The organism is Polaribacter sp. ALD11, from assembly GCF_002831685.1.
Lineage (GTDB): Bacteria > Bacteroidota > Bacteroidia > Flavobacteriales > Flavobacteriaceae > Polaribacter.
In genome coordinates this window covers 881,744-908,189 of record NZ_CP025119.1, presented here as the reverse complement: position 1 = coordinate 908,189, position 26,446 = coordinate 881,744, and the positions used below count along the sequence as shown (strand labels likewise).

Here is a 26,446-nt window from a genome sequence, read left to right as displayed (position 1 = left end):
TTTTTATGGTTTAAGATATAACCATGAAAAAAATATACTTTCTTTTTTATTTTTTAGTTACTTTCTCTTTGTTTTCTCAACAACAAGAAGATGCGTGGTTGTTTTTAAGAGACAAACCAGATTCAACGTCTTATATAACAAGCCCTAGATTAATGCTTTCTCAAAGAGCTATTGATCGAAGAAACAATTTACAAATTATAATAGACGGAACAGACGTTCCTATGCATCAGCCTTATGTAGATAATATTAAAGCCGTTTCCGGAATCACTATTTTAGGGAAATCAAAATGGTTAAACGCAGTTCATATTCAAGCTACCAAAACAATTATTGACGATTCTTTTTCAAATCTACCATTTATAAAAAGAGTAGAGTTTGCCAATAAAACCTTTAATAATTTAGCACAAAAATCGAGTAAAAAATTAGTTTTGAATCATCAGAATAAATTCAATAATCATCAAACTGAATTTAATTATGGTAGTACAAATGATCAAATAAAAATGCTAAAAGGAGATTATTTGCATGCACAAGGCTTAACGGGTAAGGGACAAATAATTGCAGTTATAGATGCCGGTTTTCCGAATGTAAAGACTTTAGAAGCTTTCAAAAGATTAAGAGATAATAACCAGATTCTTGGAGGTTACGATTTTGTAGAAAGAAGTGCTAATTTTTACTCAGGAAATAATCACGGAACCAATGTTTTGTCTACAATTGGTGGCTATTTAGAGAATCAATTTGTAGGTACTGCACCAGATGCATTTTTCTATTTATTTAGAACAGAAAATGCACCCGTAGAAGTTCCGTTAGAAGAAACGTTATGGGTAGAGGCAGCAGAAAGAGCAGACAGTTTAGGGGTTGATGTAATTAATACTTCTTTAGGATATACTACTTTCGACAATCCTGATTATAATTATTCGTATGCAGACATGAATGGAAAAACTACTTTTATTTCTAGAGGAGCAGAAATTGCAGCAAATAAAGGGATTTTGGTAGTTAATTCTGCCGGAAATGAAGGCAATAAAACTTGGAAATACATTACAGCACCAGGAGATGCACCTTCCGTAATTACAGTTGGTGCGGTAGATATAAACAAAAATATTGCTAGTTTTAGCTCTTTCGGACCGACTTCAGATAATAGAGTGAAACCTGAAATTCTAGCTAAAGGAGCTAGTGTGGCTGTTATTAATCATGCAAATGGTGCAATTGTTTCTTCTAACGGAACCTCCTTTTCTTCGCCAATTATGGCGGGTTTAATAGCTTGTTTAAATGGTAATGAAGGTTTTTTGTTGAAATTCTCTACAGACAATAAATCTAAAAGGCAAAAGAACTTTAATAATTATTTAAAAGAGGCTGTTTATAGATCTGCAGATAGATATGCAAATCCAACCGATCAATATGGTTATGGAATTCCCGATTTTGAAGTAGCTTTAAATAATTACATTGGCTCTACCGCTTCATTAGAAGAAGAGTATTTACAAACTATTAAAATCTTACCAAACCCAATTATTACAATTTTTAATATTGATGGGGTTCAAGGTGAAATAAAAGAGTATAAAATTCAAATTTTTGATATTCTAGGAAAAAAAGTTTTTCAGCAAAACAACGTAATTTCTAATGAAATTGATATTTCTTACTTAGAAAAAGGCGTGTATTTTGTTAAAGTTTCCAAAGAAAATAAAAACAAAACAATTAAGGTTATAAAAAATTAATGAAAAATAGTATTATAGATTTATTCGGAATAAAATATCCAATTGTCCAAGGAGGAATGATTTGGGTTTCTGGTTACAAATTAGCTTCTGCAGTATCTAATGCAGGTGGTTTAGGTTTAATTGGCGCTGGTTCTATGTACCCAGAAGTTCTAAGAGAGCATATTCAGAAGTGTAAAAAAGCAACAAATAAACCTTTTGGAGTAAACGTACCAATGTTATATCCTGATATCGAAAAAATAATGGAGATTATTGTTGAAGAAGGTGTAAAGATTGTTTTTACTTCCGCAGGAAACCCTAAAACATGGACTTCCTTCTTGAAAGAAAAAGGAATTACGGTTGTGCATGTTGTGAGCTCAGTAAAGTTTGCATTAAAAGCAGAATTGGCAGGAGTAGACGCAGTAGTTTGTGAAGGTTTTGAAGCTGGCGGACATAATGGGAGGGAAGAAACGACCACTTTTACATTAATACCAATGGTAAAGGAGCAGGTTAAAATACCTGTAATTGCTGCAGGCGGCATTGGTTCTGGTAAAGGAATGTTGGCTGCAATGGTTTTAGGAGCAGATGGGGTACAGATAGGAAGTAGGTTTGCTGCAACGGAAGAATCTTCTGCGCACCAGAATTTTAAAAATAGAATTCTAGCAGTAAAAGATGGAGATACACAGCTGACCTTAAAAGAACTCGCACCTGTTCGTTTGGTGAAAAATAAGTTTTTTAATGAAATACAAGAATTATATAAAATGAAACCAACGATAGACGATTTAAAAGAATTGTTGGGAAGAGCTAGAGCAAAAAAAGGAATGTTTGAAGGAGATTTAGATAATGGAGAGTTAGAAATAGGTCAAATTGCTGGGTTAATTCATGAAATTAAACCGGCAAAAATCGTTTTAGAAGAAATTATTGAAGAATTTAATACTGTTAAAGCTTTAACTAGTAGTTTTTAAGAGTGCAAGTGTGAGAAATATTAAATATTTTTGGATTATTTTTTTTTTGGCATTATCTTTGCATTTCAATTAACGTTGTCTGTAATTAAACAAGCAACACATTTAATATTATTATAATGAATAAAGGTACCGTAAAATTTTTCAATGAATCTAAAGGATTCGGATTTATCACTGAAGAAGGAAACAACAAAGAACATTTTGTACATGTGTCAGGTTTAGTAGATGAAATTCGTGAAAACGATGAAGTTGAGTTTGACTTACAAGATGGAAGAAAAGGATTAAACGCAGTAAACGTAAGAGTTATATAATTATATATTATTACTAGTTAATTTTTTATCTAAAAGCCTATCAATAATTGATAGGCTTTTTTTATTTTCAATTTAAATATGTTTAAAAAAAATATAAAGTTTTTTTTAATTTTTACTTCTTTTATCAAATAATGGCATTATCTTTGCAATTCAATTAACGTTGCTAGTAATTAAACAAGCAACACATTTAATATTACTATTATGAATAAAGGTACCGTAAAATTTTTCAATGAATCTAAAGGATTCGGATTTATTACTGAAGAAGGAAACAACAAAGAACATTTTGTACATGTGTCAGGATTAGTTGACGAAATTCGTGAAAACGATGAAGTTGAGTTTGACTTACAAGATGGTAAAAAAGGATTAAACGCAGTAAACGTAAGAGTTATATAATTATATATTATTACTAGTTAATTTTTTATCTAAAAGCCTATCAATAATTGATAGGCTTTTTTATTTTTGTAATTTAAAATATTATTATGATTGATGGAAGACAAAGAAAAAATATACAAATAGGGTTATTTGTAGAAATCGTACAAAAGCATCATCAAATATCTGGTGAGTTAAGTGAAGGAAAAGTAAGTAAGATTCTAACAAAATCTTTAAATCACCCTTATGGTATTAAAGTTCAGCTAGAATCTGGCTTGGTTGGTAGGGTTAAAAATGTTATTGAATAAATTAATTTACAGGAACTTTAATTTCATATAATTTTCGACTCCTATTGTTTAATTTATTTTCTCTTAACCAAGGATTGTGAATTTTAAGTTCTTTATAATTCATCCCAAACTTCTTAGCAAATAATGTTAAATTAGAAATAACAGAATCTACTTTTACTATTTTAGTTTCTTCAAGCGTATACAAATCTCCCTCTTCAAAAACAAAACCATATTTTTTAGGGTTCGAAATAATTTCTTTTAGAGCCAATATTCTAAAAATATACCTTTCAGTTTCATTTGGTAGTAAGGCATCATAATAATTATCTACTTGTTGAGTTTCTAACCTTCTAGAAACACCATAATTACCTGCATTATAAGCAGCAGCAGCCAAGGTCCAAGAACCCAATCGTTCTTTCGATTTTTTCAAATATTCAGCAGCTACTTCAGTAGATTTTTCAATATTATAGCGTTCATCTACATTATCATTAATTTCTAAACCATATTCTTTACCAGTTGTTTTCATAAAATGCCACATTCCTGCTGCACCTACAGAAGATGTTTCATCTGTAAAACCGCTTTCGGCTAGGGCTAAAAATTTAAAATCATCTGGTAAATTATGTTTTTTTAATAGAGGTTCTAAAATAGGAAAATATTTGTTCGCTCTTTTTATAAGTAAAATTCCGTTAGATTGCCAATAGGTGTTTACCAACAATTCTCTTTCCATTCTTTCCTTTACATCATTAATTTCTACGGGAACCCTTTCTCCAGCTAAATTAAGCCCGTTTGGTAGTTTTAATGTTTTTATTTTATAGGTTTTATGTGTCTGTGTTTCAGGATCTGAGTCCGATTTATGAACACCATTATAAAAAAGTACTGTTATAATAGTTACACTTAATAATGATAGAATACGTTGAGATGATTTCATGTTTTGCAATTTTATAATATAAATGTAAGGAAATGGCTTTGTTTTAACAAGTTAAAACTTCATCAATAATTTTTGATATTTTTTTAGCTTTTGTTAAAATCATAACATGTGTTCCTCCTTTAATTTCTATTGCATTTTTAATATTTTTAATAGGAAAAACAGTGTCTTTTGTTCCATGAATATGAACAATATTTTCAATTGGCCTTAATTGTTCCCATTTGATAACGTTATAAATAGACCACTTTAGGTATTTTTTTCCTCTAACGGAAAGATATTTTTTATACAAATTTGCTTTTTTTGTTAGAGATTTACCTAAAAAATATACAGTGTAATCTTCAAAGTTTTCTATAACTTTGGTAGGAAAAAATTTGTAAACCTTTGTGAATTTCGCAAATTTGAATCTTTTTGGTAATTCGTTTTGGTTTTTAACACTAGAAATAATAATCACTTTTTTAGGGTGTACAAATTTAGCCAATTCTTGTGCTAAAATTCCGCCAAAAGAAACACCTACTAATACAGGGTTTTTTTCTTTGATTTCATCACTTAGCCTACAGGCGTAATTATCGATATCCTCTTCTAGAGCAAGAGGTTTTATCCATTTTAAATAATGAAGAGTATATTTTTCTAGGTCTAATTCTAAGTTTTCAAAAATTTCTGGTCCAGCAGCTAAACCAGGCATAAAGTAAATAGGGATTTTCTTCATTTATTCTTTTTAGTAAATATATCAAAAGAGGTGCCACTCTTCATATATTAAGGTGTTAATTTTTAACTAACTCCTCTGTAAAAGTCAATCTAACTAAGCCGTCTTCATCAATTTCTGTTAATTTAATGCTGTGTAAAGTATTCACTAATTCAGGATTCCATGGTGTTTTAACTTTTACATAATTCTCTGTAAAACCATTTATGTAACCTTCTTTATTTTCACTTTCAAATAAAACAGTTAAAGTATTTCCTAATTGAGATTCATAAAAAGCACGTCTTTTTTTAGCAGACAAACCTCGTAACATTTTACTTCGTTTTGCTCTTACTTTCTTCGGAATAACGCCGTCCATTTCTACAGCCGCTGTGTTAGGTCTTTCAGAATATGTGAAAACATGTAAATAAGAAATATCTAAATCGTTTAAATAGTTATACGTTTCTAAGAAAAGTTCTTCCGTTTCTCCAGGGAAACCAACAATAACATCTACACCAATGCAGGCATTTGGCATTACTTCTTTTATTTTAGAAACTCTATTTGTATAGGTGTTTTTTAAATACCTACGTTTCATTTTCTTTAACAATTCATCTGAACCAGATTGTAATGGAATATGAAAATGTGGTACAAAAGAAGAGGATTTAGAAACAAAATCTATTGTTTCGTCTTTTAATAGGTTTGGTTCTATTGATGAAATTCGCAATCTATGAATTCCTTCAACACGATCTAATTCTTTTACTAATTCTAGAAAAGTATGTTCATGTTTTTTGTTTCCAAATTCTCCTTTACCATAATCACCAATATTAACGCCTGTTAAGACTATTTCTTTAATTCCTTTAGAAGAAATCTCTTTGGCATTATCAATTACATTTTGTAAAGTGTCTGATCTCGAAATACCTCTTGCTAAAGGGATAGTACAATACGTACATTTATAATCGCAACCATCTTGCACTTTTAAAAAAGCACGTGTTCTGTCTCCAATTGAATAAGAACCAACGTAAAAATCTGCATCAGAAATTTCGCAAGAGTGAACCTCTCCAATATCATTTTTAGTTAAATCATTTATATAAGAAGTAACATTAAACTTTTCTGTAGCTCCTAAAACCAAATCTACGCCATCTACTGCAGCTAACTCTTCTGGTTTTAATTGTGCATAACAACCTACTGCAATTAAAAAGGCATCGTCGTTCTTTTTCAATGCATTTTTAACTATGGTTTTAAAACGTTTGTCTGCGTTGTCTGTAACAGAACAGGTATTTATAACATATACATCAGCTTTTTCTTCAAACTCTACACGCTCGAAACCTTCACTAACAAAATTTCTAGCAATAGTAGATGTTTCAGAGAAGTTTAATTTGCAACCTAAAGTATAAAAAGCAACTTTTTTTTCTGCGTTCATTTTGGTACATTTAGCATTTGCAAAAGTACGATATTATTCATGATTTTTGAAACAGAAAGACTACTTATTAGAAAATTGAATTCAGACGATTTACAAGAATTTCATGTGCTTGAAAATAACCCAGAAGTTTTAAAATACGCAACAGGAACTGTTAAGAATTTTGAAGAGAATTCTAAAGAACTAAAATACTTAATATCTTTATACATTAAGCCAAAAAATGATTTTTGGATTTATGCGATTGAAAGAAAACAAGGAGCAAAATTTATAGGCACTCTTGCATTGGTAAAAGATAATATTGATGATGAAATTGGATATAGGTTTGTTGAAGAGTGTTGGGGGAAAGGCTATGGTTACGAAGTTTGTGAAGGTTTACTTTATTATAGCAAGCAGTTAAAAATAAAAAAGCTAGTTGCTTATGTTGTTCTTGAAAACAAGGCATCAGTAAAAATATTAGAACGTCTAAAGTTTAAAAGAGTGAAATATTTTAGAGATAAAGATGTGTCACTTTCAGAAATAAAATACCAAATTATACTATGATTATTGATGATTTAAAAGTTCCTTATTATGCTGTAATATTTTCAACTATTTTAACCGATAATATTAGTGGTTATTTAGAAACAGCAAATAAAATAGAAGTATTGGCAAAAGAACAACCAGGTTACTTAGGCATAGAATCTGCAAGAAGCGAGGTAGGAATTACTGTTTCTTATTGGCAAAACCTAGATGCTATTGTGGCTTGGAAAAACAATTTAGAGCATATTGAAGCCAGAAATTTAGGAAGAGAGAAATGGTACAAGAAGTATCAACTACGCATTTGTAAAGTAGAAAGAGAGTATGGTTTTGAAAAATAAGTGCTTTGAGTTTTAAAAAACTTTTTTTACAACTTTTTTTGTTCCTTTTCCATAATCATATAGAACAGCCGAGAAAGAACCCCAAGAGAAATACCATAATAATTCTAAAACTGGTACATTTCCAAAAACAGTCCAACCATATTTTTTTCCTGAAAGGAACCAATAGGTATTCCAAAAATCGGGAGCAATATAGTTAAATGAAAACATATAGATAGGAATTGCTATTAGTACACAAAATACACCTGTAACTAGAGAGGGAATTAACAAATCTCTTCTAACTATAATTGTAATATATGTTGTTAAAACTAATAGAGGAATACAAAACATAAACATAGAATTTACACCCATTGCATTATTAAGAACAAAGAATGAGGCGAAAATTATGAATAAAAAAAGCAATATTATTTTATGCCTACTATTTTCAAATTTAATATGCTCTTTAGTAAATATTGAATCATAGATAGAAACACTAATACCTGTGGTTATAAAACCAAAAATTGCATCTTCAATAGAAATTAAGTTATAAAAAAGATATATTTCAGGGGCATTCCAATAGTCTAGTCTAAACCACATGTTTATTATTCCGAATGGAGCAGCCATTAAACCAGCCTTAATCATCCTGTTTCTTAAATTATTTTTAGAATAAAAAATAATTAACCAAGGAATAAAAAGTAAAACACAAACTAAAAGATACATATACTCCATACTAGCAAATATAAAAATATAAAATTACCAATTTATTTTCGATTGAATAGGGAAGTGGTCTGAAAATTCTTCAGAGAAAGTTGAAAACTGATTTATAATAGCATTTTCATCAGTTAAAATAAAATCTATTCTTAATGGAAACCAGTAATTATAAGACTTTCCAAAACCTTTACCAGCTTCTATAAAAGCATCTTTTTTGTTTTTAGAAACTTCGTGATACATCCAAGAGTAGGCGGTATTATTAAAATCGCCACAAATTATTTTCTTGCCTTTCCATTGTTGCTCATGCTTTAAAAATAAGTCGGTTTGTTCTGCTTGTTTTTTAAATGATGTAGAAATCCGTTTTATTAATTTTTCTGAATTTTCTTGTCCAAAATTCTCTTCATTAGGTTTTATTCTTAGAGATTCGAAATGTGCATTATAAATTCTAATGGTATCTTTCTTTTTTAATATATCTACAAAAATAATATTATTACCAGGGCTTTGTAAATTTAATGAACCAGAATTTATAATTTTATATTTAGAATAAATAGCCATACCGTATTTACCATTTTCAGTTTTAAATTTCACATATTTATATGGAAAGGAAAGTTTTATTTTTTTCGACTGGTAGTATTCTTGAATCGCTATAACATCGAGGTTTTTGTTGGCTATGAAATCGAAACCATTTTTAGAACTTGTAGTATCCTTTTTTTTTGTAAATAAATCAAAGGCCTTTACGTTATAACTCATCACTTTTAAATCGGAATTTAAGGATGAATTATTACTAGATATTTTATAAAACGGACTTGTAAAAAGCCATCCTATAGTTAAAATTATAAAGGATAAAAGAAATTGTTTTTTTAATTTAATAAGCCAATATACAGCAAAAGCCGCGTTTATTATGAGTAGAATTGGTACAAAAAGGCTCAGTATTGCAAATGCAGGAATAGTTTTTGGGGAAATAAAAGGCAATAGAAATGATAACAAAAGTAACGTTGCCATTAATGAGTTCACTAAATAAAGAATTTTGTCTAAAAAGGATAGGTTCTTCATTTATCTTTTTCCTTGTTTAAACAAAAACTCCTTTTCAGTTTTTGTAAGTGTATCGTAACCAGACTTACTTATTTTATCTAATATGGTATCTATTTGTACTTGGTTTGGTGCAGGTGTTTTAACTGTATTTTGTTTTCTTTTAGCAGATTTATGAACTGTTTTTAAAGGTTTCTCTTTTCTTTTGAAAAAGGAAGAAAACATGCTTGAAAGATCTATCTTTTTATTACTTGCTTGATTCACATATAAAAAGCCGAATAAACTTCCCCCTAAATGAGAAAAACTACCACCAGCATTATCTCCAATTAAACCAATAAAATCGAAAGCCAACCATATTACTGCCAAATGCCACAATTTTAAAAAACCTAAAAGAGGAATTTTAATTTGATAATTGGGAATATAGGTAACAATACCAATAAATATTGCCGAAATTCCTGCTGAAGCTCCAACTAATTTAAAAGAATCTCCTTCAAAAAGAGGAAAATAATTCTGACTTAATAGATAGAAAATTCCTCCAAACAAAGTTCCTAAAATGTAAAAAGTCAACGCTTGTTTCTGTGTAAAATATTGAATAAAAAGATTTCCAATAAAATATAACGTAATCATATTGAAAATTAGATGAATAAAATCAGCATGTAGAAAGCCATAAGTAATTATCGACCAAGGTCTGGTAAGAAATATATCTAAATTATCATCTAATGAAAACCATTTTGTAATAAAGCTAGCCTCTTCTTTGTATAAGCCTAGAAAAACAGTTAATAAAAGTGTAATCGCAAAAACTGCAACATTTAGGTATATTAATTTTTCAATTATCGTACCTGTTTTATACTTGTATTTTAAAGTGTCTATAAAACTCATTAATTCATTTTAAATTGATTTTTTCTTCCAATAATAGGCAATAATAAATCCAATTAAAGCACCACCAATATGTGCAAAGTGGGCAACATTACCAACAGAGTACTTCGTCATTCCGAAGAATAAATCTCCTAAAATCATTACAGGAATAAAGTATTTTGCAGCGATTGGAATTGGTAAAAATATCAAGGCTAACTTCGCATCTTTAAAATACAAACCAAAGGCTACTAAAACGCCATAAACGGCACCAGAAGCACCAACTGCTGGTGTGTTATATAAGGACGTTATTTTGTTAAATTGTTCTTGTGTTATTGAGCTAACAATTCTAGCATCATTTGTGCTTCCTTTTTCTAAAACAGATAAAATTTCAGAAGGATTTAGTCCTGCATTTAAAAAAAGATCATAAATACCATTAAATTGATAATAGTTTACTAGGGTATAAATTAATCCTGCACCAAGACCTGCAGAAAAGTAAAAGAATAAAAATTTCTTTTTTCCCCACATTTGCTCTAAAGGCGTTCCAAAAGCCCATAAACCATACATATTAAATAAAATATGTGGCAAACTACCATGCATAAACATATGTGTAATATATTGCCAAATTCCAAAATGCTCATTCTTAGGAAAATGCAATGCTAATATGTTTGTAACATCTAATTGTAGCAATTGTGGTGCTACAAACAAAATTACATTTATTATAATTAGGTGTTTTATACCGTCTGTAAGTTTCCCCATAATTAGCTATTAAATAGGTTGTCTATTTGGTTTAGTGTTAATGTTTTAAATGTTGCTTTACCGAAAGGAGAAACTGTTGGTTCTTTACAAGAAAACAAATTATTTACTAAGCTTTCTTGTTCTCTTTCAGATAATAATGTTCCTGTTTTTATAGACAATGTTTTTGCAAATGATTTTGCCATTACATCAAAATGACTAAAACTTGCATCTGGAACTTCTAAATTCATATCATTTAACAATTCTTCTAAAATAATAGTAATTTTGCTCTCAGTTACAGAAACCGGAATTCCTTTTATCGTAACACTGTCTTTTGTAAATTCATCAAAAGAAAAACCTGCGTTTTCTAACTCTGTTTTTATTGTGTAAATCATTTCTATTTCTGCAGAAGAGAAAGATATTTTTACAGGAAACAATAATTGCTGACTATTTGCTTCTTTAACGGTAATACTTTCTAAAAATTGCTCATATAGTACTCTTTGATGTGCCAAAGATTGGTTTATTAAAACCACACCAGATTTTATCAAACTCATTACATATTTACGCTGAATCTGAAACGTTTTTTGTGTTTTCTCTTCTTCTTGATGCTCAAATAAACTAGCATTTGGTTGCTCGTTCGAACTTTCTACTGAAGTGTATAAAGATTCCCAACTCTCCGTTGGTTTTTCCTTTTTAAAAGAAAAATTACTTTCTTTTTGGTATTGCTCTTCTTTAAACGGGTTAAAATCTGGGTTAACAGAAATTTTAGGAACAGAAGCTGGTTTTGCATCCGATTTAAATGCATAAGGTGTGTCTAAACCTGCATCTCTATTAAAATCTAAAACAGGGGCAACATTGTATTGCCCTAAACTATGTTTTACGGTTGCACGCAACATCGCATACAAAGCTTTTTCATTATCAAACTTTATTTCTGTCTTTGTTGGGTGAATGTTAATGTCTATTGTATTTGCAGGAACGGTTAAATATAAGAAGTAAGAAGGATGTGCTCCTTGTTCAAGTAAACCATCAAAAGCACTTACAACTGCATGATTTAGGTATGAACTTTTTATAAATCGGTTATTCACAAAAAAGAATTGTTCACCTCGTTTTCTTTTAGAAAACTCAGGCTTTGCAACAAAACCTTCAATAGCAACAATATCTGTTTTTTCATCAATAGGAACTAATTTTTCATTCATTTTAGTTCCAAAAACAGCCACAATGCGCTGACGAAGATTTCCACTTTTAAGGTGATATACTTCGTTGTTATTATGATGTAATAAAAATGAAATGTCTGAATGTGCCAAAGCTACCCGTTGAAATTCATCAATAATATGGCGCGTTTCTACCGTATCTGATTTTAAGAAATTTCTTCTTGCAGGAATATTGTAGAATAAGTTTTTTACAGCTAAACTTGTGCCTTTACCAGTAGAAACAAATTCTTGAGAAATTATTTTACTTCCTTCAATTTTTATACACGTACCTAGTTCTTCGTCAGTAGGTTTTGTTTTTAGTTCTACATGTGCAATGGCAGCAATAGAAGCCAAAGCTTCTCCACGAAAACCTTTGGTGTTTAAATTGAATAAATCTTCTGCCTTCTGAATCTTAGAAGTTGCATGACGTTCGAAACTCATTCTAGCGTCTGTAGTGCTCATTCCTTTACCGTCATCAATTACTTGAATAAGCGTTTTACCAGCATCTTTTATTAATAATTTTATATTGGTTGCACCTGCATCAATTGCATTTTCTAGTAATTCTTTTACTACAGAAGCAGGGCGTTGTACCACTTCTCCTGCAGCAATTTGGTTTGCTACATGATCTGGTAAAAGTTGAATGATATCAGACATTAATTATTTATGAATATAGATAAATCGAAATCGATGATGTAAAGAAAAACCAAAACTAAGATAGTAATGATAATTAAAAGTGTTCTGCTGGTTGTTCTATCAGGGTTTTTTAAATCGTCAATAGCATCACCAAACTTGCCTTTTAAGCCCTTGTTTTTACCAGCTGTAGTTCTGTATTGATCTAGTTTGTGCTCAATTTTAAAAGGACTTCCTTCTCCTTTGTAATAACGAGGTTGGTAATCAAATTTCTTGTTTGTACGTTTTAAAAATCCCATAATTTTAGAATTAATTGATGAATAGATTTTTAGAATAAATCAATTTTCACACCAATTGCAAAAGCATTTCAAATTTAAAGAATTTAAAGGAATTCGCCTAACTAAGATGTTAAAAGTATTCTTAAATCCTACATGGTTTAAAGTTTTGTAGGCCTAGAGAAAAATGAGTATACTAATACAATACCTGCAAGATTAAAAAAACTTGCAGGAAAAAGGCTATAATTTAAAAACCGATACTATCGTTTTTTCTGTCTATATTTTTTAATGCAGCCATTTTTACTGCAGCAACAGCACATTCTATTCCTTTATTACCTAAGTTTCCGCCAGATCTATCTAAAGATTGTTGTTTTGTATTGTCTGTTAATACACAGAAAATTACAGGAACATCATGTTTAATATTTAAGTCTACAATGCCTTGTGTAACACCTTCACAAACAAAATCGAAATGTTTTGTTTCTCCTTGAATTACATTTCCAATGGCTATAATAGCATCAACCTGTTGTGATTGAATCATTTTTTTGCATCCAAAAACCAATTCAAAACTTCCAGGAACATCCCAAGAAATAATGTTTTCTTTGGAAGCTCCACAGTCTATTAAAGTTTCAATTGCTCCTTTTTGAAGGTTTCTAGTAATTTCTGGATTCCATTCAGAAACAACAATCCCAAATCGAAAAGACTTCGCATTTGGGATAGTTGTTTTATCGTAATATGATAAGTTTGTTGTTGCCATGTTTTAGTTTTTAGTCATTAGTTTTAGTAGTTAGGTTTTACTAATTCCTAAAACCTAATTTCTAAATACTAGTTTGCGTATTTAGCAGCATTTATAAATTTCACAACATCTCTACCTTGGTCAGATGTTGGGTAGTTTTCTTTTATTTTAGTAAATAAAGATTCTGCTTTGTCAAACTTTTTTAACTCCATAGCAGTCATTCCTGCTTTGTATAAAAATAAAGGAGTTGTAAAATCATTTTGTTTTTTATTAGCAGCTTTTACATAATAGTCTAAAGCATCTTCAGGTTGGTTGATATCTGCAAAAGCATCTCCAACAGCACCTAAAGTAACAGGACCTAACATTTCGTCATCAGAATTAAATTTTTCTAAATACTCAATTGCTTTGTCATACTGTTTCATTTCCAAATAAGAAACACCAGCATAATAGTTTGCTAAATTTCCAGCGTTTGTACCGCTAAAAGAATCTGCAATGTCTAAGAAACCGTATTTACCATCTGCGCCTTCTAAACCTAAAGTTAACAAAGAATCGATTCCAGAACCAGCAGTTGAAGCTTGGTCGTAATATTTTCTTGGGAAAGCTAATTCGTTAGAAGCCTCTATTTCATTTGGCTCAGAGATGTATTTAGTATATCCTAAGTATGCTAAAAAGATAACAACTACACCAACTAAAGCATAGAATAAAGGTTTGCTGTTTTTTTCGATCCATTTTTCAGATCTCGAAGCAGTCTCGTCTAAAGTGTTTAAAACACCAGCTGTTTCGAATTCAGATTCGTCTACCTGTTGTTGTTCTTTTTTACCTTCTGCTTTATATTTTTTCTTGTAAGTTGCCATATTTCCTTAAAAATTAGTGGCGACAAAAATAGTTTTTTTAATTGGATTTTAAAAGGACATAATTCGCAAAATTTTCAATAATTTGCAAATCCTTTTAAAGACCCTTTTTAATTCATGTATTTACAGAAACTTTCTTTACTTAATTTTAAGAATTTAGAATCGCAATCTTTTGATTTTCAGCAGAAAATAAATTGTTTTGTAGGAGATAATGGTGTTGGCAAAACCAATGTCTTAGATGCTATCTATTATTTGTCTTTTGCTAAAAGTTATTTTAATTCTGTCGCAATTCAGAATATTAAACATGATGAAGCTTTTTTTATGATAGAAGGAGATTATGTTTTAAATGATAGAAATGAGAAAATTGTTTGCAGTTTAAAAAAAGGGCAAAAGAAAGTTTTAAAACGAAATGGTAAGAGTTACGAAAAATTTTCTGATCATATTGGGCAATTGCCTTTGGTTATTATTTCACCTGCGGATAGAGATTTGGTAACAGAAGGAAGTGACACGAGAAGAAAATTTATTGATGGCGTAATTTCTCAGCAAAATAAAAATTATTTAAAAGACCTGTTAGCGTATAATAAGGTATTAAGTCAGCGTAATGCGTTGTTAAAATATTTTGCAGCAAATAGAACTTTCGACGCTTTAAATTTAAGTGTTTATGACGATCAATTGTCTGAGTATGGTACAAGAATTTTTGAAGTTAGAAAAGCTTTTCTAGAAAGATTTATTCCTATCTTTAACGATAAATATCAGGTGATTTCTGATGATAAAGAAACTGTTAATCTTTTGTATAAAAGTCAGTTACTTGATTTTTCTATGAAAGATTTATTACAGAAATCTTTAGAGAAAGATAAAATATTACAGTACACATCATCCGGAATTCATAAAGACGATTTGAGTTTTGATATAGGCGAATACCCTATTAAGAAATTTGGTTCTCAGGGACAGCAAAAATCGTACTTAATTGCATTAAAATTTGCTCAGTTCGAGTTTATTAAGCAGCAAAATGAGGTAGTTCCTATTTTATTGTTAGATGATATTTTTGATAAGTTAGATGAAAAAAGAGTTTTGCAAATTATCAATTTAGTAAATAATGATGAGTTCGGACAAATTTTCATCACAGATACACATTCAGAAAGAACTGAGAATATTGTAAAACAGAGTAATAAACCATATCAAATTTTTAAGCTTTAGTTTTAAAGTTTTAAAAACCGAACAATACAATAATCTAAAGTATGTCTAAAAGAGAAAACGATTCTTTATCTATAGAAGATTTAATGCAATTCTTTATCAAAGAAAATAATTTGACGAAAGGGATGCAGAAATTAAAGATTGAAGAAACTTGGAACAAGATGATGGGACCTGGTGTTGCAACACATACAACATCTGTTAAACTACAAAACAAAACTTTAGTGATACAATTAACATCTTCTGTTTTACGCGAAGAATTAAGTTATGGAAAAGAGAAAATTGTAAAAATGATGAATGAAGAAATAGGAGAGGAAGTAATTTCTAAATTAATGTTGGTTTAGGTTTTTCGCTAATGGTTTGTATATGAAGCGTAGGAGAGTAGATCAGTAGTTGCATTTCAGTTTTGTACTTAACCAAATATAAATGTTGCTTGTGTTTTTTCAGTATTAAATATTAAAACTTTATACTTGAAGGACTTTGTAAATACAAAAAGACGTTTGGTTTAGCATCAAACGCCATGTTTTATATACATTGCTAGTAATAGTTTTTCTTAATTTTTTTGATTAAAAGGCAACTTATTTACATCAACATTTCCGCCAGAAATGATAACCCCTATTGTTTTGTTTTTATATGTTTCTTTTTCTTTTAATAAAGCGGCAAGTGCAACAGCAGATGATGGCTCTGAAACAATTTTTAAACGCTCCCAGATTATACGCATTGCATTTACAATTTCATTTTCGGTTACACGTATTATCATTTCGACTCCTTGTAGGATAATAGGGAAATTTATGTCTCCTAATTGTGTTTTAAGCCCATCGGCAATTGTATTAGTGGACGTGTTTGATTCAATATAGCCACTCTTTAACGAGCGATATGCATCGTCGACTTCAAATGGTTCTCCACCAATTACTTTACAATTATTACCAAAATAACGAGCAGATAGTGCTGTTCCTGCAATTAAACCACCTCCACCAATAGGTGTAAAGATATACTCTAAATCTGGATGCTCTTCTAATAATTCTTTAGCAGCAGTTCCTTGCCCTAAAATAACATCCATATCGTTAGAAGGGTGAATAAATGTAGCGCCTTCTTTTTGCTCAATTTTTTTTGCAGTATTTTCTCTGGCTATTAGGGTTGGTTCGCATTCTATAATTTTACCGCCATAACTTTTAACGGCATCTTTTTTAACCTTCGGAGCAGTAGAAGGCATTACTATAAATGCTTTAACTCCTAAACTTTGAGCAGCCAAAGAGAGTGCTTGAGCAAAATTTCCAGAAGAGTGCGTTACCACTCCTTTTTTTCTTTGTTTATCAGATAACTGCATAATAGCATTAGTTGCTCCTCGCATTTTGAAGGCTCCCATTTTTTGAAAATTTTCGCATTTAAACACCAAAGAGGCTCCCGTAATTTCGTTGATTAACCTTGAGCTCAAAACTGGGGTGTTGTGTATATAAGGTTTAATTCTTTGATGAACTTTAATAAGATTTTCTTTGTACATGATTTTAAGTATTTGATATGGCTGTTACTTCTATTTCAATTAAGCATCCAAAATGTAATTTTCGTGTTGGGATAATACTTCTTACTGGTTTATGATTTCCAAAAAAACGTATATACTCGTTGTTAACTTTGTCCCAGAGTTTTATATTGGAAATATATAGGCGTACTTGTAATATATTGCTTTTATTACTTCCTGCTTCTTTTAATATGGCTTCAGTGTTCTGTAAAGCTAAAATTGTTTGTTGTTCAATTGTAGCAGGAATAGCTTTAGTTTCCTTCATAATAGGTAGCTGTCCTGATAAATATAAAATACCATTGTACTTTATACATTGTGAGTAGTGGCCGTTACTAATAGGCATATTAGGTGTGTTTATAATTTTCATATTAATAATCTTTCTAATTTTGTCATTACAACTCCGTTTATTTTTATGAAACGCCATTCTTCTATTAAATTTGTCTTTACAATAAAACAATCTACATTTTTGATGGTTTCAGAATTGTTCGGGCACGCACTAGCTGTAATTACAGTTAACTTGTTTCTAGTACCACACTCTTTATCAAGATTAGCAGCTTCCATAATTGTATCGGTTTTGTGTCTAATCATGAATTTATTTTCTTCTATTATTTTGGACTTTAAAAAAAAAAAATGTTGCTGTCTTATCAAATAAAAACTTATTATTTACTTTTGTAAGTATAATTTTTATTAATAGGTTTTCTACCTCGAATAGATACATTAGTTTTATTAAATTCTGCTAAGCATTAAATATATCTTTATATTAAGATACTTTGCAAATATATAATTTATCTTTATATAAAGATAAATATATTGTAGTTTTGTTTCTATAAGAGTTATTTGAAGAAATTATGGAAGAAGAAAAAGACGTTATAGACAAGCTTATTGTCGAATGGAAAAAGGAACGACCAGAGCTTAATACTGAAGCTATGCAAATAGTTGGTCGGATTATTAAAATTGGTAAAATTTTGGAAAGAAGGGCAAGTAATATTTTAAGAGATAGTGGTATCTATTATACAGATTTAGATGTTTTAGCGACTATAAGACGTTCGGGAAAACCCTATGAATTAACACCAAAGCAATTAATGGAATCTGTTTTAATTACTTCTGGAGCTATGACAGCTCTATTAGATAGACTTACGAAATTGAAATTGGTTTATAGAGCGACAGATAAAAAAGATGGGCGTATAAAATTGGCTGGTTTAACAGAAAAAGGAATTTCTATAATTGATGAAGCGATAGAAGTAAGATTTAAAGAGGCTAACTTATCGGTAGAAATATTTAATAAAAAGGAGCATTTGATACTATCAAGTTTACTAAAAAAATTATTAATCTCATTAGAGCCAAATAGTTTAAAATAATAATCTTGATGTTGAACAGTGTTCATTAGTGTGAGATATGGTCGACTTAATGATATCAAAATGTTTCAATATTCCGCCTCAGAATTTAGCAAAGTTAGAGGAAATAAGTTTAGAAACTAACTAAGTTCTCTGTCGATTTGATCAATTAAAAGACAATAAAAAAAAACTCGCAACAATTAAGTTACGAGTTTTAATAAATATTTTTTGGTCTAAAAAATTCTAAAATTCTTAAAACTGCTCTCTTCCAGAAAAGTGAAAGTTTCCTTCAATTTGTGCATTTTCGTCAGAATCAGAACCATGTACAGCATTTTCTCCCATAGAAGTTGCGTATAATTTTCTAATAGTTCCTTCAGCAGCATCCGCAGGATTAGTAGCACCGATTAAAGTTCTAAAATCGTCTACAGCATTGTCTTTTTCTAAGATTGCAGCTACAACTGGTCCACGTGTCATGAATTCAACTAATTCTCCAAAAAACGGACGCTCATTATGCACAGCATAAAAAGTTTCAGCATCTGCTTTTGTCATTTGTGTTTTCTTTAAAGCTACAATTCTAAATCCTGCAGCGTTAATTTTGTCTAAGATTGCGCCAGTGTGTCCGTTTTCTACAGCATCTGGTTTAAGCATTGTAAATGTTCTATTTGTTGCCATTGTATTTTTTATATTTTTTTGCAAAAGTACACTTTTTTATATTAACAATAAATTATGGGTAGGTTTGAGATAATTCTTGTAATAATTTATTGTTTTTACCTCGCATTTGCATCGTAATTTTATGAGTATCAAAATCAAACTTTAAGATGCCAAAACTAATTTCAGAAACTACCTCTTGTACTCTAGATTTGTTTACTTCCGAAGTAAAACCATTGTAAGAATGTGTTAGTCCGCTAGAAGTAAAATCTATAAGAGGGAAAGAAAGGTCTGTGACTTTAGTTTTTGAAAACTCAGAAATATGTCTATCTCCAGAGAGTAATAGGACTCCTTTGGCATTGCTTTTAATAATCGTTTTTTTCAGTTTATCTACTTCATGAGGAAAATTTCCCCAGGTTTCAAAACCGTGTTCTGCGGCTAAAACTTGAATACTACTTACAATAATATTAAAATCTGCTTTAGATTCATTCAACTCATCGGTAAGCCATTTCCATTGGGTTTCTCCTAAAACAGTTCCATTTCCATAAGTGTTGGGTGTAAATCTCTTCTTCTTTTTTGTAGATTTTGTTAATGCTGTTCTAAAATACCTGGTATCTAAAACAATTACTTTAACACTTCCTTTTTCAGATTTAAAAATTTCTGAATGATAAATACCTTTTTGATTTCTTCTAGGACTTTTTATACCCACATTAAAAAAATCTAAAAAGATTGCTTGTGCTTCATCTTTTTTAGGAGACTCAATGCCACTATCATTTTTACCATAATCATGATCGTCCCAAGTAGCCATTACTGGAATGTTATTAACCAATTCTAAATATCCTTTTTGGTTCTTTAAAGTTTCGTAATCTTTTTTTAATTTATTCATGTCATGGGTATCAGAATAAATATTATCACCACCCCAAATCCATAAATTTGGTTTATTTTTTTTGATTTGTTTCCATAAAACATTTTCTACATATTGTTTATTACAAGAGCCAAAAGCAATGGTGAAGTCATTTGTATTACTATGCTTAACGTTTTTAGAAGGCGAACAAGAAATTAGAATAATAGACGCTATTAAACAGGTGATTTTTATGAAATTTTTCAAGACTAAATTGTTTAAGTTTAACGCAAATGTAAAGCGAAATATATTTTGAACAATGTTATTAAATTGTATATTCGCAAACTATGATTTTAAAGGGATTTGAAGCGTTAAAATTATTTCTTAAAAAACCAAGAAATATTGTAATAATTGGGCACAGAAATCCAGATGGAGATGCAATGGGTTCAACTTTAGGACTACAACATTATTTGTCAAAAAAAGGTCATAAAGCTACCGTTGTTGTACCAAATGAATACCCAGATTTTTTACATTGGTTACCAGGTTCAAAAAATACATATCGTTTCGATTGGCAAAATAGTCAGTCGAAAAAAGCAATAAATGCATCAGAAATTATTTTTCTATTAGATTTTAATGCGCTGCATAGAGTTGGTAATGACATGCAAAAAAACTTAGAAAAATATCCGAATGATTTTGCAATGATAGATCATCATCAACAGCCAGATGCTGTAAAATATATGTATTCTGACGTAGAAATTTGTTCTACTTGTCAGATGGTGTATCAATTTATTGAAATGAATAATGATTTGGATTTGATTGATGCTGATATTGCAACTTGTTTGTATACTGGAATTATGACAGATACAGGTTCTTTTAGATTTAGATCTACAACCAGTACAACACATAGAATTATTGCAAACTTAATAGATAAAGGTGCAGAGAATAATAAAATTCATAACAATGTGTATGATTCAAATTCTTACGGAAGATTATTGTTATTAGGGCAAGCGCTTAGTAATTTACAAATATTTCCAGAATATAAAACAGCTTTTATAACATTAACAGAAGTAGAAAAAAAGAAGTTCGATTTTCAAAAAGGAGATACAGAAGGTGTTGTAAATTATGCACTTTCTTTAAAAGGAATTACTTTTGCTGCCATTTTTATTGAAGATGCAGAACAAAACATGATAAAGATATCTTTTAGGTCTAAAGGTAAATTTTCTGTAAATAAACTTTCTAGAAACCATTTTAATGGTGGTGGTCATGACAATGCAGCTGGAGGCAGGTTTGATGGATCTTTAGAAGAAGCAATCACATTTTTTAAAGAACTTTTACCAACTTATAAAAATGAATTAAATATCTCTTATGAAGAATAAACTACTTTTTCTTTTCGGAATTTTATTTTTAATGAGTTGTACCACCTCTAAACCGAGAAGACCCATAAATCCAAAACCTTCAACTACTATCTTTCAAGATAATATCGAAGCAACTAAAAAAATCTTTGAACTAGAAGAGAGTGAAATTCTAGAATTTATTAAAAAAGATACTACTAAGCTATACGAAACTTCTTCCAGTGGTTTTTGGTATACTTATAATACTAAGATTGAAGAGAAATTAGCAATGCCAAAAACAGGTGATGTTGTTCGTTTTGAATACGATATTAAAGATTTAAATGATTCCGTTCTATATAGTAAAGCAATATTAGGCGTTAAAAATTACAAAGTAGATAAAGAAGATTTTATTTCAGGAATTCAGAAAGGAATAAAGTTGATGAAAATAGGAGAAACAATTACATTTGTAATTCCGTCTTACAATGCTTTTGGCATTTCTGGTGATGGAAATAAAATTGGAATTAACAAAACAATAAAGAGTACAGTAACATTATTAAATATAAATTAAATTAATCAAAAAAATGAGAATTGTAAAAAATTTAGCAGCAGCAGCAATAACAGTAACCATGTTTTCTTGTGGAAACCAAGTAAAAGAGGTGAAGTCTTTAGAAACAGAATTAGACTCTGTAAGTTATGCAGTTGGTATAAGTATGTCTAGTCAATTAAAATCTAACTTTAGTGAAGTAAACAAAACACTTTTAAACCAAGGGATTAGAAATGGTTTAGACTCTACCAATTTATTAATTGAAACGAAAGATATTCAGAAAATTTTAAGTTCTTATTTTCAAAAGAAACAAGAAGCTCAAATGAAAGAGCAGCAAGCAAAAGCGGCGAAAGCAGCAGAAGCTAAGTTTGGTGAAAATAAAAAAGCTGGTGAAGATTTTTTAGCAGCAAATAAATCTAAAGAGGGTGTAAAAACAACTGAAAGTGGTATACAGTACATCGTAATAAAAGAAGGAACAGGTGAAAAACCAGCAGGACCATCAACTAGAGTAAAAGTACATTACCACGGTACAAATATAGAAGGTAAAGTATTTGATAGCTCTGTTGATAGAGGAACACCATCTGAATTTGGTTTAAACCAAGTAATTAAAGGTTGGACAGAAGGTGTGCAGTTAATGAATGAAGGAGCAAAATATAAGTTTTTTATCCCTCAAGAATTAGCTTACGGACCACAACAAAAAGGAGAAAATATTAAACCATTTTCTACTTTAATATTTGAAATTGAATTATTAGAAGTTTTAAAATAAAATTATGAAGAACATTTTCTTTATTACGACCGTATTTGCAGTTTTTATTTCTTGTACACCAAAAAAGTATAAAGATTTAAAGGAAGGTTTGTACGCCGAAATTGAAACCAATAAAGGAAATATCTTATTAGAATTATATGCTGATAATGTACCCAAAACTGTTGCAAATTTTGTTGCTTTAGTTGAGGGTACAAACAGTAAAATGTTAGATTCTTTAAAAGGTAAAAACTTTTATGAAGGGATTCTTTTTCATAGAGTAGTTCCTAATTTTGTAATTCAAGCAGGTGGTTTTACTTCGGAAGGAAGAAAAAGTACAGGCTATCTTTTCGGAGATGAATTTCCAAGAACTGAAAATGGAGAGCTTATTTATAAGCATGATGACCAAGGAATTATTTCAATGGCAAACGGAGGGCCAACAACAAATAATAGTCAGTTTTTTATAACGCACCGAGCAATACCTCATTTAAATGGTAAGCACAGTGTTTTTGGTAAAACGGTTGTTAATTCTTTTGAATTAAAAAAAATACATAAGAAGTATACAGACTCTCTACAATTAAAAAATGCAATAGACTCTACTAGAATGGCAGTTGTATTAAATATATCACAAAATGATACCATTAATACTATAAACATAATTAGAATTGGTTCTAAAGCTGAAGATTTTAATGCTGCAAACATTTTTGATGCAGAAGTAGCTAACTTTAATAAATCTCAAGAAGAGAAAGTTAAAGAAGAAAATAAAGTTGAAGAGAAACGATATGCTAAATACTTAGAAGCTAAAAAGGCTTTTTTAGTAGAAAAAAATGAATCTAAAGCTGTAAAAACAGGTACAGGTTTACGTATTTTAAAACTTAAGGAGACAAAAGGTAAAAGGGTTATAGCTTCAAAAACAGTTACGGCAAATTACACTTTGTACATTGCAGATGGTAAGAGAATGCAATCTTCAGATGATGTTGGTAAACCCATTATTTTTGATTTAAATGATGAAGAAAAACCAATGATTAGTGGTTTAAAAGAAGGCGTTTTATCTATGAAAGAAGGCGAGAAATCTAGATTGTTTATTCCTTACACTATTGGGTTCGGAGATAAAAAATTTGGACCTTTTCCTGCAAAATCAGATTTAGTTTTTGAAATAGAAATCTTAAAAATCGGCAAATAATTTGATAGACATTATTCAGAAGGACAAAGAATTACTAGTTTTTTTAAATAACTTAGGAAGCGAACATTGGGACGCTCTTTGGTTGGCAATTACCCATCAACTAAATTGGGCACCATTGTTTATTTTTATAATTTTTTTAGTTATAAAATCTTTTGGTTGGAAACGTGGCGGGGTTATGATTCTTTCTATGATTGTATTGGTTGCTTTCTCAGATCAATTTACAAACTTAATTAAAAATTCTGTAGAAAGGCTACGACCAAACAATGACCCTGAAATAATGTATTCTTTAAGAACCTTAATCAATCCACAGAGTTTTAGTTTTATGTCTGGTCATGCAACAACATCAACATTTTTCTCTGTATTTGTTGTTCTTTTACTAAAAGAAACACACAAGTATATTTATCTTATCTTATTGTTCCCTTTAATATTTGCATACAGTAGAGTATATTTAGGAGTTCATTTTCCAATAGATATTTCAGTAGGAATCATTATAGGAACTATTTTTGCTAATTTGTATTATTTTTTATTCAAAAAAATTGATAAAAAATTATTTAACTGATTTTTTATTATTAAAATACAAGTACTTTGTTGCATGATAATACCCTTCCAATAAGCTATCCATTTCTTTAGCTCTTATCGGGTATTTTGCCTTCAAATCAATCAAATCTTTTTCATTTAAATTATACAGACCAATAGTTTTTGTAACATTGGTTTTAGAATAGTACAAACTGTCTTTTAATAAACCAACAGCAGGTTCTCCGTTAATTCCTAAGTAGACAAATGAAACTGAATTTGTATAGTTTACATCTAATAAATCGTTTCCTAAAGTATAATTTGTGTGATTAATTTTGGCTAAACTAATAACTGTAGGAAAAAGATCAATTAATTTTCCGTTTTTATGAAGTATTTTTGGGGCTACAAATTTTGGAGCATGAATTAAAAAGGGAACATGTTGTAATTGAATATTTAAATCGTATTCTTTTGTGTATAATTCTGTTTTTTTCATAGCGGTGTTGTGATCTCCAAAAAATGCAAAAATGGTGTTTTCATAATAACCAGATTCCTTAGCTCTTTCTAAAAATCGACCAATGTTAAAATCTAAATATCGTAAAGCATTTAATTGTGCAACAGATTTAAAACCACTTTTTTCTAGTAATTCAGAAGAAATTTCATTCTCTTTTAAAGGTTTGTAACTCTCTTTTTCATCTGGAACAGTAAATGGCATGTGATTAGAAGCTGTTTGAATATAAGCTACAAAAGGCTTCTCTTTTTTTGCTAATTTTTCTAATTCTTTATTCGTTTCTTTAAAGAGTTCGTAATCATCTATTCCCCAAACATCTGCTCTGTTTTCCGTTTCGTAGCTTCCTTCTTCAAAAATATTTAACCCCTTTATATTCGATTGAAAAACACTTCTAATATTTGCCCAATTTGCACTTCCCCCTAAAAAGTATAGTTTTTCATAATCTGTAAACTGGTCAAACAAAATGCGTTGGTCTTGTATTAATGGATTTCTAGAAGCTGTTCTAATATTTTCAATATCTGGTAAACCTGTAACACTTGCAAAAACACTTGCTGCTGTACCAGATTTATGAACATAAAAGTTAGAAAAACTTACGCTTTTGTCAATTAAAGAATCTAAAACAGGCGTACTTTTTATAGCATTTCCGTAATAACTCATAGGTTTAACTCCCACAGATTCCATCATAACAATTACAACATTTGGTTTTTTAGTATATGTTGAATCAAAAATTACTTTTCTTTCAAATGAAATTTTGTCTTTAGATAAATTTAAATGTTTTGCAATAACGGGGTAATATTTCTTGAATTCGGCCATATCTACACCCTCACTTCTATAAGCAAAACTGTCAAAGAAATATAAAACAGGGTTTAGAGTAAACTGATTCACAGCATTTTTTTTAGAGAAGAAGGCTTCACTCCAACGCAACGGATAATGGGTTAGACTATTATAAATTCCGAATGAAAGCAATAAAATAGTACTAATAAAGTATAAGGATTTAACTTTTTTAGAGAAGAATGTATTCTGATTTTTAAAGGAAGAATATATAAAGTTAGTCAGTTTGTAAATGATAAAGCACAAAATAAGCAAACCAAAAAAGCCTTTATATATTGGATAACTTTCTACTAAAACCTGACTAGATATTTTTAAATTACTTAAAAAACGAAGCGAAGAAGCATCTAAACGAATACTTAGATAATCATAATATCCAAAATCAAATAAAAAGAACAATGTAAGAACTAAGTATGCTAAAATTAGATAAGTAGTAGCTATCTTTTGATATATTTTTCGTTTTAAAAAATTGTAATTTGTTATTAAAACCAATATTGCTAATGGAAAAAAACTAATTACAGCTAACTTAAAATCAAAACGAGAACCTAACCAAAAGCCCTTTTGTATTTCTAATGAAGAAACACTTTCTAATTGTGCAAATAAATAGTAAAAAAGAACTCTAAAAGAAAAGATATAAAGAAAAAGTAAGAGAACATTTGTAAAAATGTATTGAATGTAATTGGGTATTTTTTTTAACATTATTCGTATTTATTTTGCAAAGATATTTAATTTTCACTGATTAAAAGATTTAGAAAGTTTTTGAGCTTTTTTTATATACAGTAAAAAGGAGTAATTACTTTTTTAC

32 protein-coding genes are annotated in these 26,446 nt (G+C 29.7%); 15 read left to right on the top strand and 17 right to left on the bottom strand.

What is annotated here, in order from left to right; translation table 11 throughout:
• Nucleotides 1-23 precede the first annotated feature (23 nt).
• From CW731_RS03995 to CW731_RS03975, 5 genes are all read left to right on the top strand, one after another.
• Nucleotides 24-1,706: a S8 family serine peptidase gene (locus CW731_RS03995; RefSeq protein ID WP_100945517.1), complete on the top strand. Its 1,683-nt coding sequence runs from the start codon at nt 24-26 to the stop codon at nt 1,704-1,706.
• Entirely contained in the window at nt 1,706-2,647 is a 942-nt protein-coding gene (locus tag CW731_RS03990) for a nitronate monooxygenase family protein (RefSeq protein ID WP_100945516.1), read from the top strand. Before CW731_RS03995 ends, CW731_RS03990 begins: the two co-directional genes overlap by 1 nt.
• A gap of 116 nt (nt 2,648-2,763) precedes the next feature.
• Nucleotides 2,764-2,955, top strand: coding sequence for a cold-shock protein (locus CW731_RS03985; protein WP_036821181.1), 192 nt, complete (start codon nt 2,764-2,766; stop codon nt 2,953-2,955).
• Between the two features lie 201 nt (nt 2,956-3,156).
• A complete protein-coding gene (locus CW731_RS03980; RefSeq protein WP_100945515.1) occupies nt 3,157-3,348 on the top strand; it encodes a cold-shock protein in 192 nt (63 codons plus the stop codon).
• Nucleotides 3,349-3,434: 86 nt separating this feature from the next.
• Nucleotides 3,435-3,632 carry a YwbE family protein gene (locus CW731_RS03975; protein ID WP_100945514.1) on the top strand — a complete coding sequence of 66 codons (198 nt, stop codon included), beginning with the start codon at nt 3,435-3,437 and terminating at the stop codon, nt 3,630-3,632.
• Nucleotide 3,633: 1 nt separating this feature from the next.
• On the opposite strand, the gene CW731_RS03970 is transcribed toward CW731_RS03975, so the two are convergent.
• The 3 genes from CW731_RS03970 to mtaB are packed head-to-tail and all read right to left on the bottom strand — an operon-like array spanning nt 3,634 to nt 6,629.
• Complete coding sequence (locus CW731_RS03970) at nt 3,634-4,536, bottom strand: lytic transglycosylase domain-containing protein (protein ID WP_100945513.1); 903 nt, start codon at nt 4,534-4,536, stop codon at nt 3,634-3,636.
• Between the two features lie 43 nt (nt 4,537-4,579).
• Entirely contained in the window at nt 4,580-5,239 is a 660-nt protein-coding gene (locus CW731_RS03965) for an alpha/beta fold hydrolase (RefSeq protein WP_100945512.1), read from the bottom strand.
• A gap of 55 nt (nt 5,240-5,294) precedes the next feature.
• On the bottom strand, nt 5,295-6,629 hold the full coding sequence (gene mtaB / locus CW731_RS03960) for a tRNA (N(6)-L-threonylcarbamoyladenosine(37)-C(2))-methylthiotransferase MtaB (RefSeq protein WP_100945511.1): 1,335 nt from the start codon (nt 6,627-6,629) through the stop codon (nt 5,295-5,297).
• 39 nt (nt 6,630-6,668) lie between these two features.
• Between mtaB and CW731_RS03955 the strand changes: the two genes are divergently transcribed.
• Both CW731_RS03955 and CW731_RS03950 read left to right on the top strand, forming a co-directional pair.
• Nucleotides 6,669-7,166 (top strand): GNAT family N-acetyltransferase, encoded by a 498-nt coding sequence (locus tag CW731_RS03955; RefSeq protein ID WP_100945510.1) that lies wholly within the window; start codon nt 6,669-6,671, stop codon nt 7,164-7,166.
• Nucleotides 7,163-7,480 (top strand): antibiotic biosynthesis monooxygenase, encoded by a 318-nt coding sequence (locus tag CW731_RS03950; RefSeq protein ID WP_100945509.1) that lies wholly within the window; start codon nt 7,163-7,165, stop codon nt 7,478-7,480. Before CW731_RS03955 ends, CW731_RS03950 begins: the two co-directional genes overlap by 4 nt.
• A 12-nt stretch (nt 7,481-7,492) precedes the next feature.
• Here CW731_RS03950 and CW731_RS03945 read toward each other — a convergent pair whose 3' ends face one another.
• The 8 genes from CW731_RS03945 to CW731_RS03910 all read right to left on the bottom strand — a co-directional run bounded on the left by CW731_RS03945 (nt 7,493) and on the right by CW731_RS03910 (nt 14,465).
• On the bottom strand, nt 7,493-8,185 hold the full coding sequence (locus CW731_RS03945; RefSeq protein WP_100945508.1) for a hypothetical protein: 693 nt from the start codon (nt 8,183-8,185) through the stop codon (nt 7,493-7,495).
• A 24-nt stretch (nt 8,186-8,209) separates the two neighbouring features.
• A complete protein-coding gene (locus CW731_RS03940; RefSeq protein WP_100945507.1) occupies nt 8,210-9,220 on the bottom strand; it encodes an endonuclease/exonuclease/phosphatase family protein in 1,011 nt (336 codons plus the stop codon).
• On the bottom strand, nt 9,221-10,075 hold the full coding sequence (locus tag CW731_RS03935) for a rhomboid family intramembrane serine protease (RefSeq protein WP_100945506.1): 855 nt from the start codon (nt 10,073-10,075) through the stop codon (nt 9,221-9,223).
• A gap of 9 nt (nt 10,076-10,084) precedes the next feature.
• The gene (locus CW731_RS03930; RefSeq protein ID WP_100945505.1) at nt 10,085-10,807 is read right to left on the bottom strand and encodes a rhomboid family intramembrane serine protease; all 723 of its coding nucleotides are present in this window, start codon (nt 10,805-10,807) and stop codon (nt 10,085-10,087) included.
• A gap of 2 nt (nt 10,808-10,809) precedes the next feature.
• Nucleotides 10,810-12,627 (bottom strand): DNA mismatch repair endonuclease MutL, encoded by a 1,818-nt coding sequence (gene mutL, locus CW731_RS03925; protein ID WP_100945504.1) that lies wholly within the window; start codon nt 12,625-12,627, stop codon nt 10,810-10,812.
• Nucleotides 12,627-12,902, bottom strand: a complete 276-nt coding sequence (locus CW731_RS03920) for a riboflavin synthase subunit beta (RefSeq protein WP_100945503.1) — start codon at nt 12,900-12,902, stop codon at nt 12,627-12,629. The genes mutL and CW731_RS03920 overlap by 1 nt, the downstream gene beginning before the upstream one ends.
• A 223-nt stretch (nt 12,903-13,125) precedes the next feature.
• Nucleotides 13,126-13,632 (bottom strand): 6,7-dimethyl-8-ribityllumazine synthase, encoded by a 507-nt coding sequence (ribH, locus tag CW731_RS03915; protein WP_100945502.1) that lies wholly within the window; start codon nt 13,630-13,632, stop codon nt 13,126-13,128.
• A 68-nt stretch (nt 13,633-13,700) separates the two neighbouring features.
• Nucleotides 13,701-14,465 carry a tol-pal system YbgF family protein gene (locus CW731_RS03910; protein WP_100945501.1) on the bottom strand — a complete coding sequence of 255 codons (765 nt, stop codon included), beginning with the start codon at nt 14,463-14,465 and terminating at the stop codon, nt 13,701-13,703.
• A gap of 114 nt (nt 14,466-14,579) precedes the next feature.
• On the opposite strand from CW731_RS03910, the gene CW731_RS03905 reads away from it, so the two are divergent.
• Both CW731_RS03905 and CW731_RS03900 read left to right on the top strand, forming a co-directional pair.
• The gene (locus tag CW731_RS03905) at nt 14,580-15,659 is read left to right on the top strand and encodes a DNA replication/repair protein RecF (protein WP_100945500.1); all 1,080 of its coding nucleotides are present in this window, start codon (nt 14,580-14,582) and stop codon (nt 15,657-15,659) included.
• Nucleotides 15,660-15,700: 41 nt separating this feature from the next.
• On the top strand, nt 15,701-15,997 hold the full coding sequence (locus CW731_RS03900; protein ID WP_100945499.1) for a DUF721 domain-containing protein: 297 nt from the start codon (nt 15,701-15,703) through the stop codon (nt 15,995-15,997).
• Nucleotides 15,998-16,206: 209 nt separating this feature from the next.
• On the opposite strand, the gene CW731_RS03895 is transcribed toward CW731_RS03900, so the two are convergent.
• The 3 genes from CW731_RS03895 to CW731_RS03885 are packed head-to-tail and all read right to left on the bottom strand — an operon-like array spanning nt 16,207 to nt 17,757.
• Nucleotides 16,207-17,154 carry a threonine/serine dehydratase gene (locus tag CW731_RS03895; protein WP_100945498.1) on the bottom strand — a complete coding sequence of 316 codons (948 nt, stop codon included), beginning with the start codon at nt 17,152-17,154 and terminating at the stop codon, nt 16,207-16,209.
• A gap of 4 nt (nt 17,155-17,158) precedes the next feature.
• Complete coding sequence (locus tag CW731_RS03890) at nt 17,159-17,536, bottom strand: RidA family protein (RefSeq protein WP_100945497.1); 378 nt, start codon at nt 17,534-17,536, stop codon at nt 17,159-17,161.
• Nucleotides 17,533-17,757, bottom strand: coding sequence for a hypothetical protein (locus CW731_RS03885; protein ID WP_100945496.1), 225 nt, complete (start codon nt 17,755-17,757; stop codon nt 17,533-17,535). The genes CW731_RS03890 and CW731_RS03885 overlap by 4 nt, the downstream gene beginning before the upstream one ends.
• A 260-nt stretch (nt 17,758-18,017) precedes the next feature.
• Between CW731_RS03885 and CW731_RS03880 the strand changes: the two genes are divergently transcribed.
• Nucleotides 18,018-18,527: a MarR family winged helix-turn-helix transcriptional regulator gene (locus CW731_RS03880; RefSeq protein WP_100945495.1), complete on the top strand. Its 510-nt coding sequence runs from the start codon at nt 18,018-18,020 to the stop codon at nt 18,525-18,527.
• Between the two features lie 228 nt (nt 18,528-18,755).
• On the opposite strand, the gene CW731_RS03875 is transcribed toward CW731_RS03880, so the two are convergent.
• Together CW731_RS03875 and CW731_RS03870 are read right to left on the bottom strand one after the other, a co-directional pair.
• A complete protein-coding gene (locus CW731_RS03875) occupies nt 18,756-19,175 on the bottom strand; it encodes a nucleoside-diphosphate kinase (protein ID WP_100945494.1) in 420 nt (139 codons plus the stop codon).
• Between the two features lie 52 nt (nt 19,176-19,227).
• Nucleotides 19,228-20,259, bottom strand: coding sequence for an alkaline phosphatase D family protein (locus CW731_RS03870; RefSeq protein WP_100945493.1), 1,032 nt, complete (start codon nt 20,257-20,259; stop codon nt 19,228-19,230).
• An 80-nt stretch (nt 20,260-20,339) separates the two neighbouring features.
• Here CW731_RS03870 and CW731_RS03865 point away from each other — a divergent pair, with 80 nt between their 5' ends.
• The 5 genes from CW731_RS03865 to CW731_RS03845 are packed head-to-tail and all read left to right on the top strand — an operon-like array spanning nt 20,340 to nt 24,351.
• On the top strand, nt 20,340-21,368 hold the full coding sequence (locus CW731_RS03865) for a bifunctional oligoribonuclease/PAP phosphatase NrnA (protein WP_100945492.1): 1,029 nt from the start codon (nt 20,340-20,342) through the stop codon (nt 21,366-21,368).
• A complete protein-coding gene (gldI, locus tag CW731_RS03860; RefSeq protein ID WP_100945491.1) occupies nt 21,358-21,891 on the top strand; it encodes a gliding motility-associated peptidyl-prolyl isomerase GldI in 534 nt (177 codons plus the stop codon). Before CW731_RS03865 ends, gldI begins: the two co-directional genes overlap by 11 nt.
• Nucleotides 21,892-21,904: 13 nt before the next feature.
• Nucleotides 21,905-22,633 carry an FKBP-type peptidyl-prolyl cis-trans isomerase gene (locus CW731_RS03855; RefSeq protein ID WP_100945490.1) on the top strand — a complete coding sequence of 243 codons (729 nt, stop codon included), beginning with the start codon at nt 21,905-21,907 and terminating at the stop codon, nt 22,631-22,633.
• Nucleotides 22,634-22,637: 4 nt separating this feature from the next.
• Nucleotides 22,638-23,792: a peptidylprolyl isomerase gene (locus CW731_RS03850; protein ID WP_100945489.1), complete on the top strand. Its 1,155-nt coding sequence runs from the start codon at nt 22,638-22,640 to the stop codon at nt 23,790-23,792.
• 1 nt (nt 23,793) lies between these two features.
• Nucleotides 23,794-24,351, top strand: coding sequence for a phosphatase PAP2 family protein (locus tag CW731_RS03845; RefSeq protein WP_100945488.1), 558 nt, complete (start codon nt 23,794-23,796; stop codon nt 24,349-24,351).
• Here CW731_RS03845 and CW731_RS03840 read toward each other — a convergent pair.
• Nucleotides 24,340-26,340 carry an LTA synthase family protein gene (locus tag CW731_RS03840; RefSeq protein ID WP_100945487.1) on the bottom strand — a complete coding sequence of 667 codons (2,001 nt, stop codon included), beginning with the start codon at nt 26,338-26,340 and terminating at the stop codon, nt 24,340-24,342. The two genes, CW731_RS03845 and CW731_RS03840, sit on opposite strands and share 12 nt — an antisense overlap.
• Nucleotides 26,341-26,446 lie beyond the last annotated feature (106 nt).

What these genes read in the sequence shown, in the direction of transcription:
- CW731_RS03995 (WP_100945517.1), top strand. Translation starts at nt 24, where the DNA reads ATGAAAAAAATATACTTTCTTTTTTATTTTTTAGTTACTTTCTCTTTG.
- CW731_RS03990 (WP_100945516.1), top strand. Translation starts at nt 1,706, where the DNA reads ATGAAAAATAGTATTATAGATTTATTCGGAATAAAATATCCAATTGTC.
- CW731_RS03985 (WP_036821181.1), top strand. Translation starts at nt 2,764, where the DNA reads ATGAATAAAGGTACCGTAAAATTTTTCAATGAATCTAAAGGATTCGGA.
- CW731_RS03980 (WP_100945515.1), top strand. Translation starts at nt 3,157, where the DNA reads ATGAATAAAGGTACCGTAAAATTTTTCAATGAATCTAAAGGATTCGGA.
- CW731_RS03975 (WP_100945514.1), top strand. Translation starts at nt 3,435, where the DNA reads ATGATTGATGGAAGACAAAGAAAAAATATACAAATAGGGTTATTTGTA.
- CW731_RS03970 (WP_100945513.1), bottom strand. Translation starts at nt 4,536, where the DNA reads ATGAAATCATCTCAACGTATTCTATCATTATTAAGTGTAACTATTATA.
- CW731_RS03965 (WP_100945512.1), bottom strand. Translation starts at nt 5,239, where the DNA reads ATGAAGAAAATCCCTATTTACTTTATGCCTGGTTTAGCTGCTGGACCA.
- mtaB (WP_100945511.1), bottom strand. Translation starts at nt 6,629, where the DNA reads ATGAACGCAGAAAAAAAAGTTGCTTTTTATACTTTAGGTTGCAAATTA.
- CW731_RS03955 (WP_100945510.1), top strand. Translation starts at nt 6,669, where the DNA reads ATGATTTTTGAAACAGAAAGACTACTTATTAGAAAATTGAATTCAGAC.
- CW731_RS03950 (WP_100945509.1), top strand. Translation starts at nt 7,163, where the DNA reads ATGATTATTGATGATTTAAAAGTTCCTTATTATGCTGTAATATTTTCA.
- CW731_RS03945 (WP_100945508.1), bottom strand. Translation starts at nt 8,185, where the DNA reads ATGGAGTATATGTATCTTTTAGTTTGTGTTTTACTTTTTATTCCTTGG.
- CW731_RS03940 (WP_100945507.1), bottom strand. Translation starts at nt 9,220, where the DNA reads ATGAAGAACCTATCCTTTTTAGACAAAATTCTTTATTTAGTGAACTCA.
- CW731_RS03935 (WP_100945506.1), bottom strand. Translation starts at nt 10,075, where the DNA reads ATGAGTTTTATAGACACTTTAAAATACAAGTATAAAACAGGTACGATA.
- CW731_RS03930 (WP_100945505.1), bottom strand. Translation starts at nt 10,807, where the DNA reads ATGGGGAAACTTACAGACGGTATAAAACACCTAATTATAATAAATGTA.
- mutL (WP_100945504.1), bottom strand. Translation starts at nt 12,627, where the DNA reads ATGTCTGATATCATTCAACTTTTACCAGATCATGTAGCAAACCAAATT.
- CW731_RS03920 (WP_100945503.1), bottom strand. Translation starts at nt 12,902, where the DNA reads ATGGGATTTTTAAAACGTACAAACAAGAAATTTGATTACCAACCTCGT.
- ribH (WP_100945502.1), bottom strand. Translation starts at nt 13,632, where the DNA reads ATGGCAACAACAAACTTATCATATTACGATAAAACAACTATCCCAAAT.
- CW731_RS03910 (WP_100945501.1), bottom strand. Translation starts at nt 14,465, where the DNA reads ATGGCAACTTACAAGAAAAAATATAAAGCAGAAGGTAAAAAAGAACAA.
- CW731_RS03905 (WP_100945500.1), top strand. Translation starts at nt 14,580, where the DNA reads ATGTATTTACAGAAACTTTCTTTACTTAATTTTAAGAATTTAGAATCG.
- CW731_RS03900 (WP_100945499.1), top strand. Translation starts at nt 15,701, where the DNA reads ATGTCTAAAAGAGAAAACGATTCTTTATCTATAGAAGATTTAATGCAA.
- CW731_RS03895 (WP_100945498.1), bottom strand. Translation starts at nt 17,154, where the DNA reads ATGTACAAAGAAAATCTTATTAAAGTTCATCAAAGAATTAAACCTTAT.
- CW731_RS03890 (WP_100945497.1), bottom strand. Translation starts at nt 17,536, where the DNA reads ATGAAAATTATAAACACACCTAATATGCCTATTAGTAACGGCCACTAC.
- CW731_RS03885 (WP_100945496.1), bottom strand. Translation starts at nt 17,757, where the DNA reads ATGATTAGACACAAAACCGATACAATTATGGAAGCTGCTAATCTTGAT.
- CW731_RS03880 (WP_100945495.1), top strand. Translation starts at nt 18,018, where the DNA reads ATGGAAGAAGAAAAAGACGTTATAGACAAGCTTATTGTCGAATGGAAA.
- CW731_RS03875 (WP_100945494.1), bottom strand. Translation starts at nt 19,175, where the DNA reads ATGGCAACAAATAGAACATTTACAATGCTTAAACCAGATGCTGTAGAA.
- CW731_RS03865 (WP_100945492.1), top strand. Translation starts at nt 20,340, where the DNA reads ATGATTTTAAAGGGATTTGAAGCGTTAAAATTATTTCTTAAAAAACCA.
- gldI (WP_100945491.1), top strand. Translation starts at nt 21,358, where the DNA reads ATGAAGAATAAACTACTTTTTCTTTTCGGAATTTTATTTTTAATGAGT.
- CW731_RS03855 (WP_100945490.1), top strand. Translation starts at nt 21,905, where the DNA reads ATGAGAATTGTAAAAAATTTAGCAGCAGCAGCAATAACAGTAACCATG.
- CW731_RS03850 (WP_100945489.1), top strand. Translation starts at nt 22,638, where the DNA reads ATGAAGAACATTTTCTTTATTACGACCGTATTTGCAGTTTTTATTTCT.
- CW731_RS03840 (WP_100945487.1), bottom strand. Translation starts at nt 26,340, where the DNA reads ATGTTAAAAAAAATACCCAATTACATTCAATACATTTTTACAAATGTT.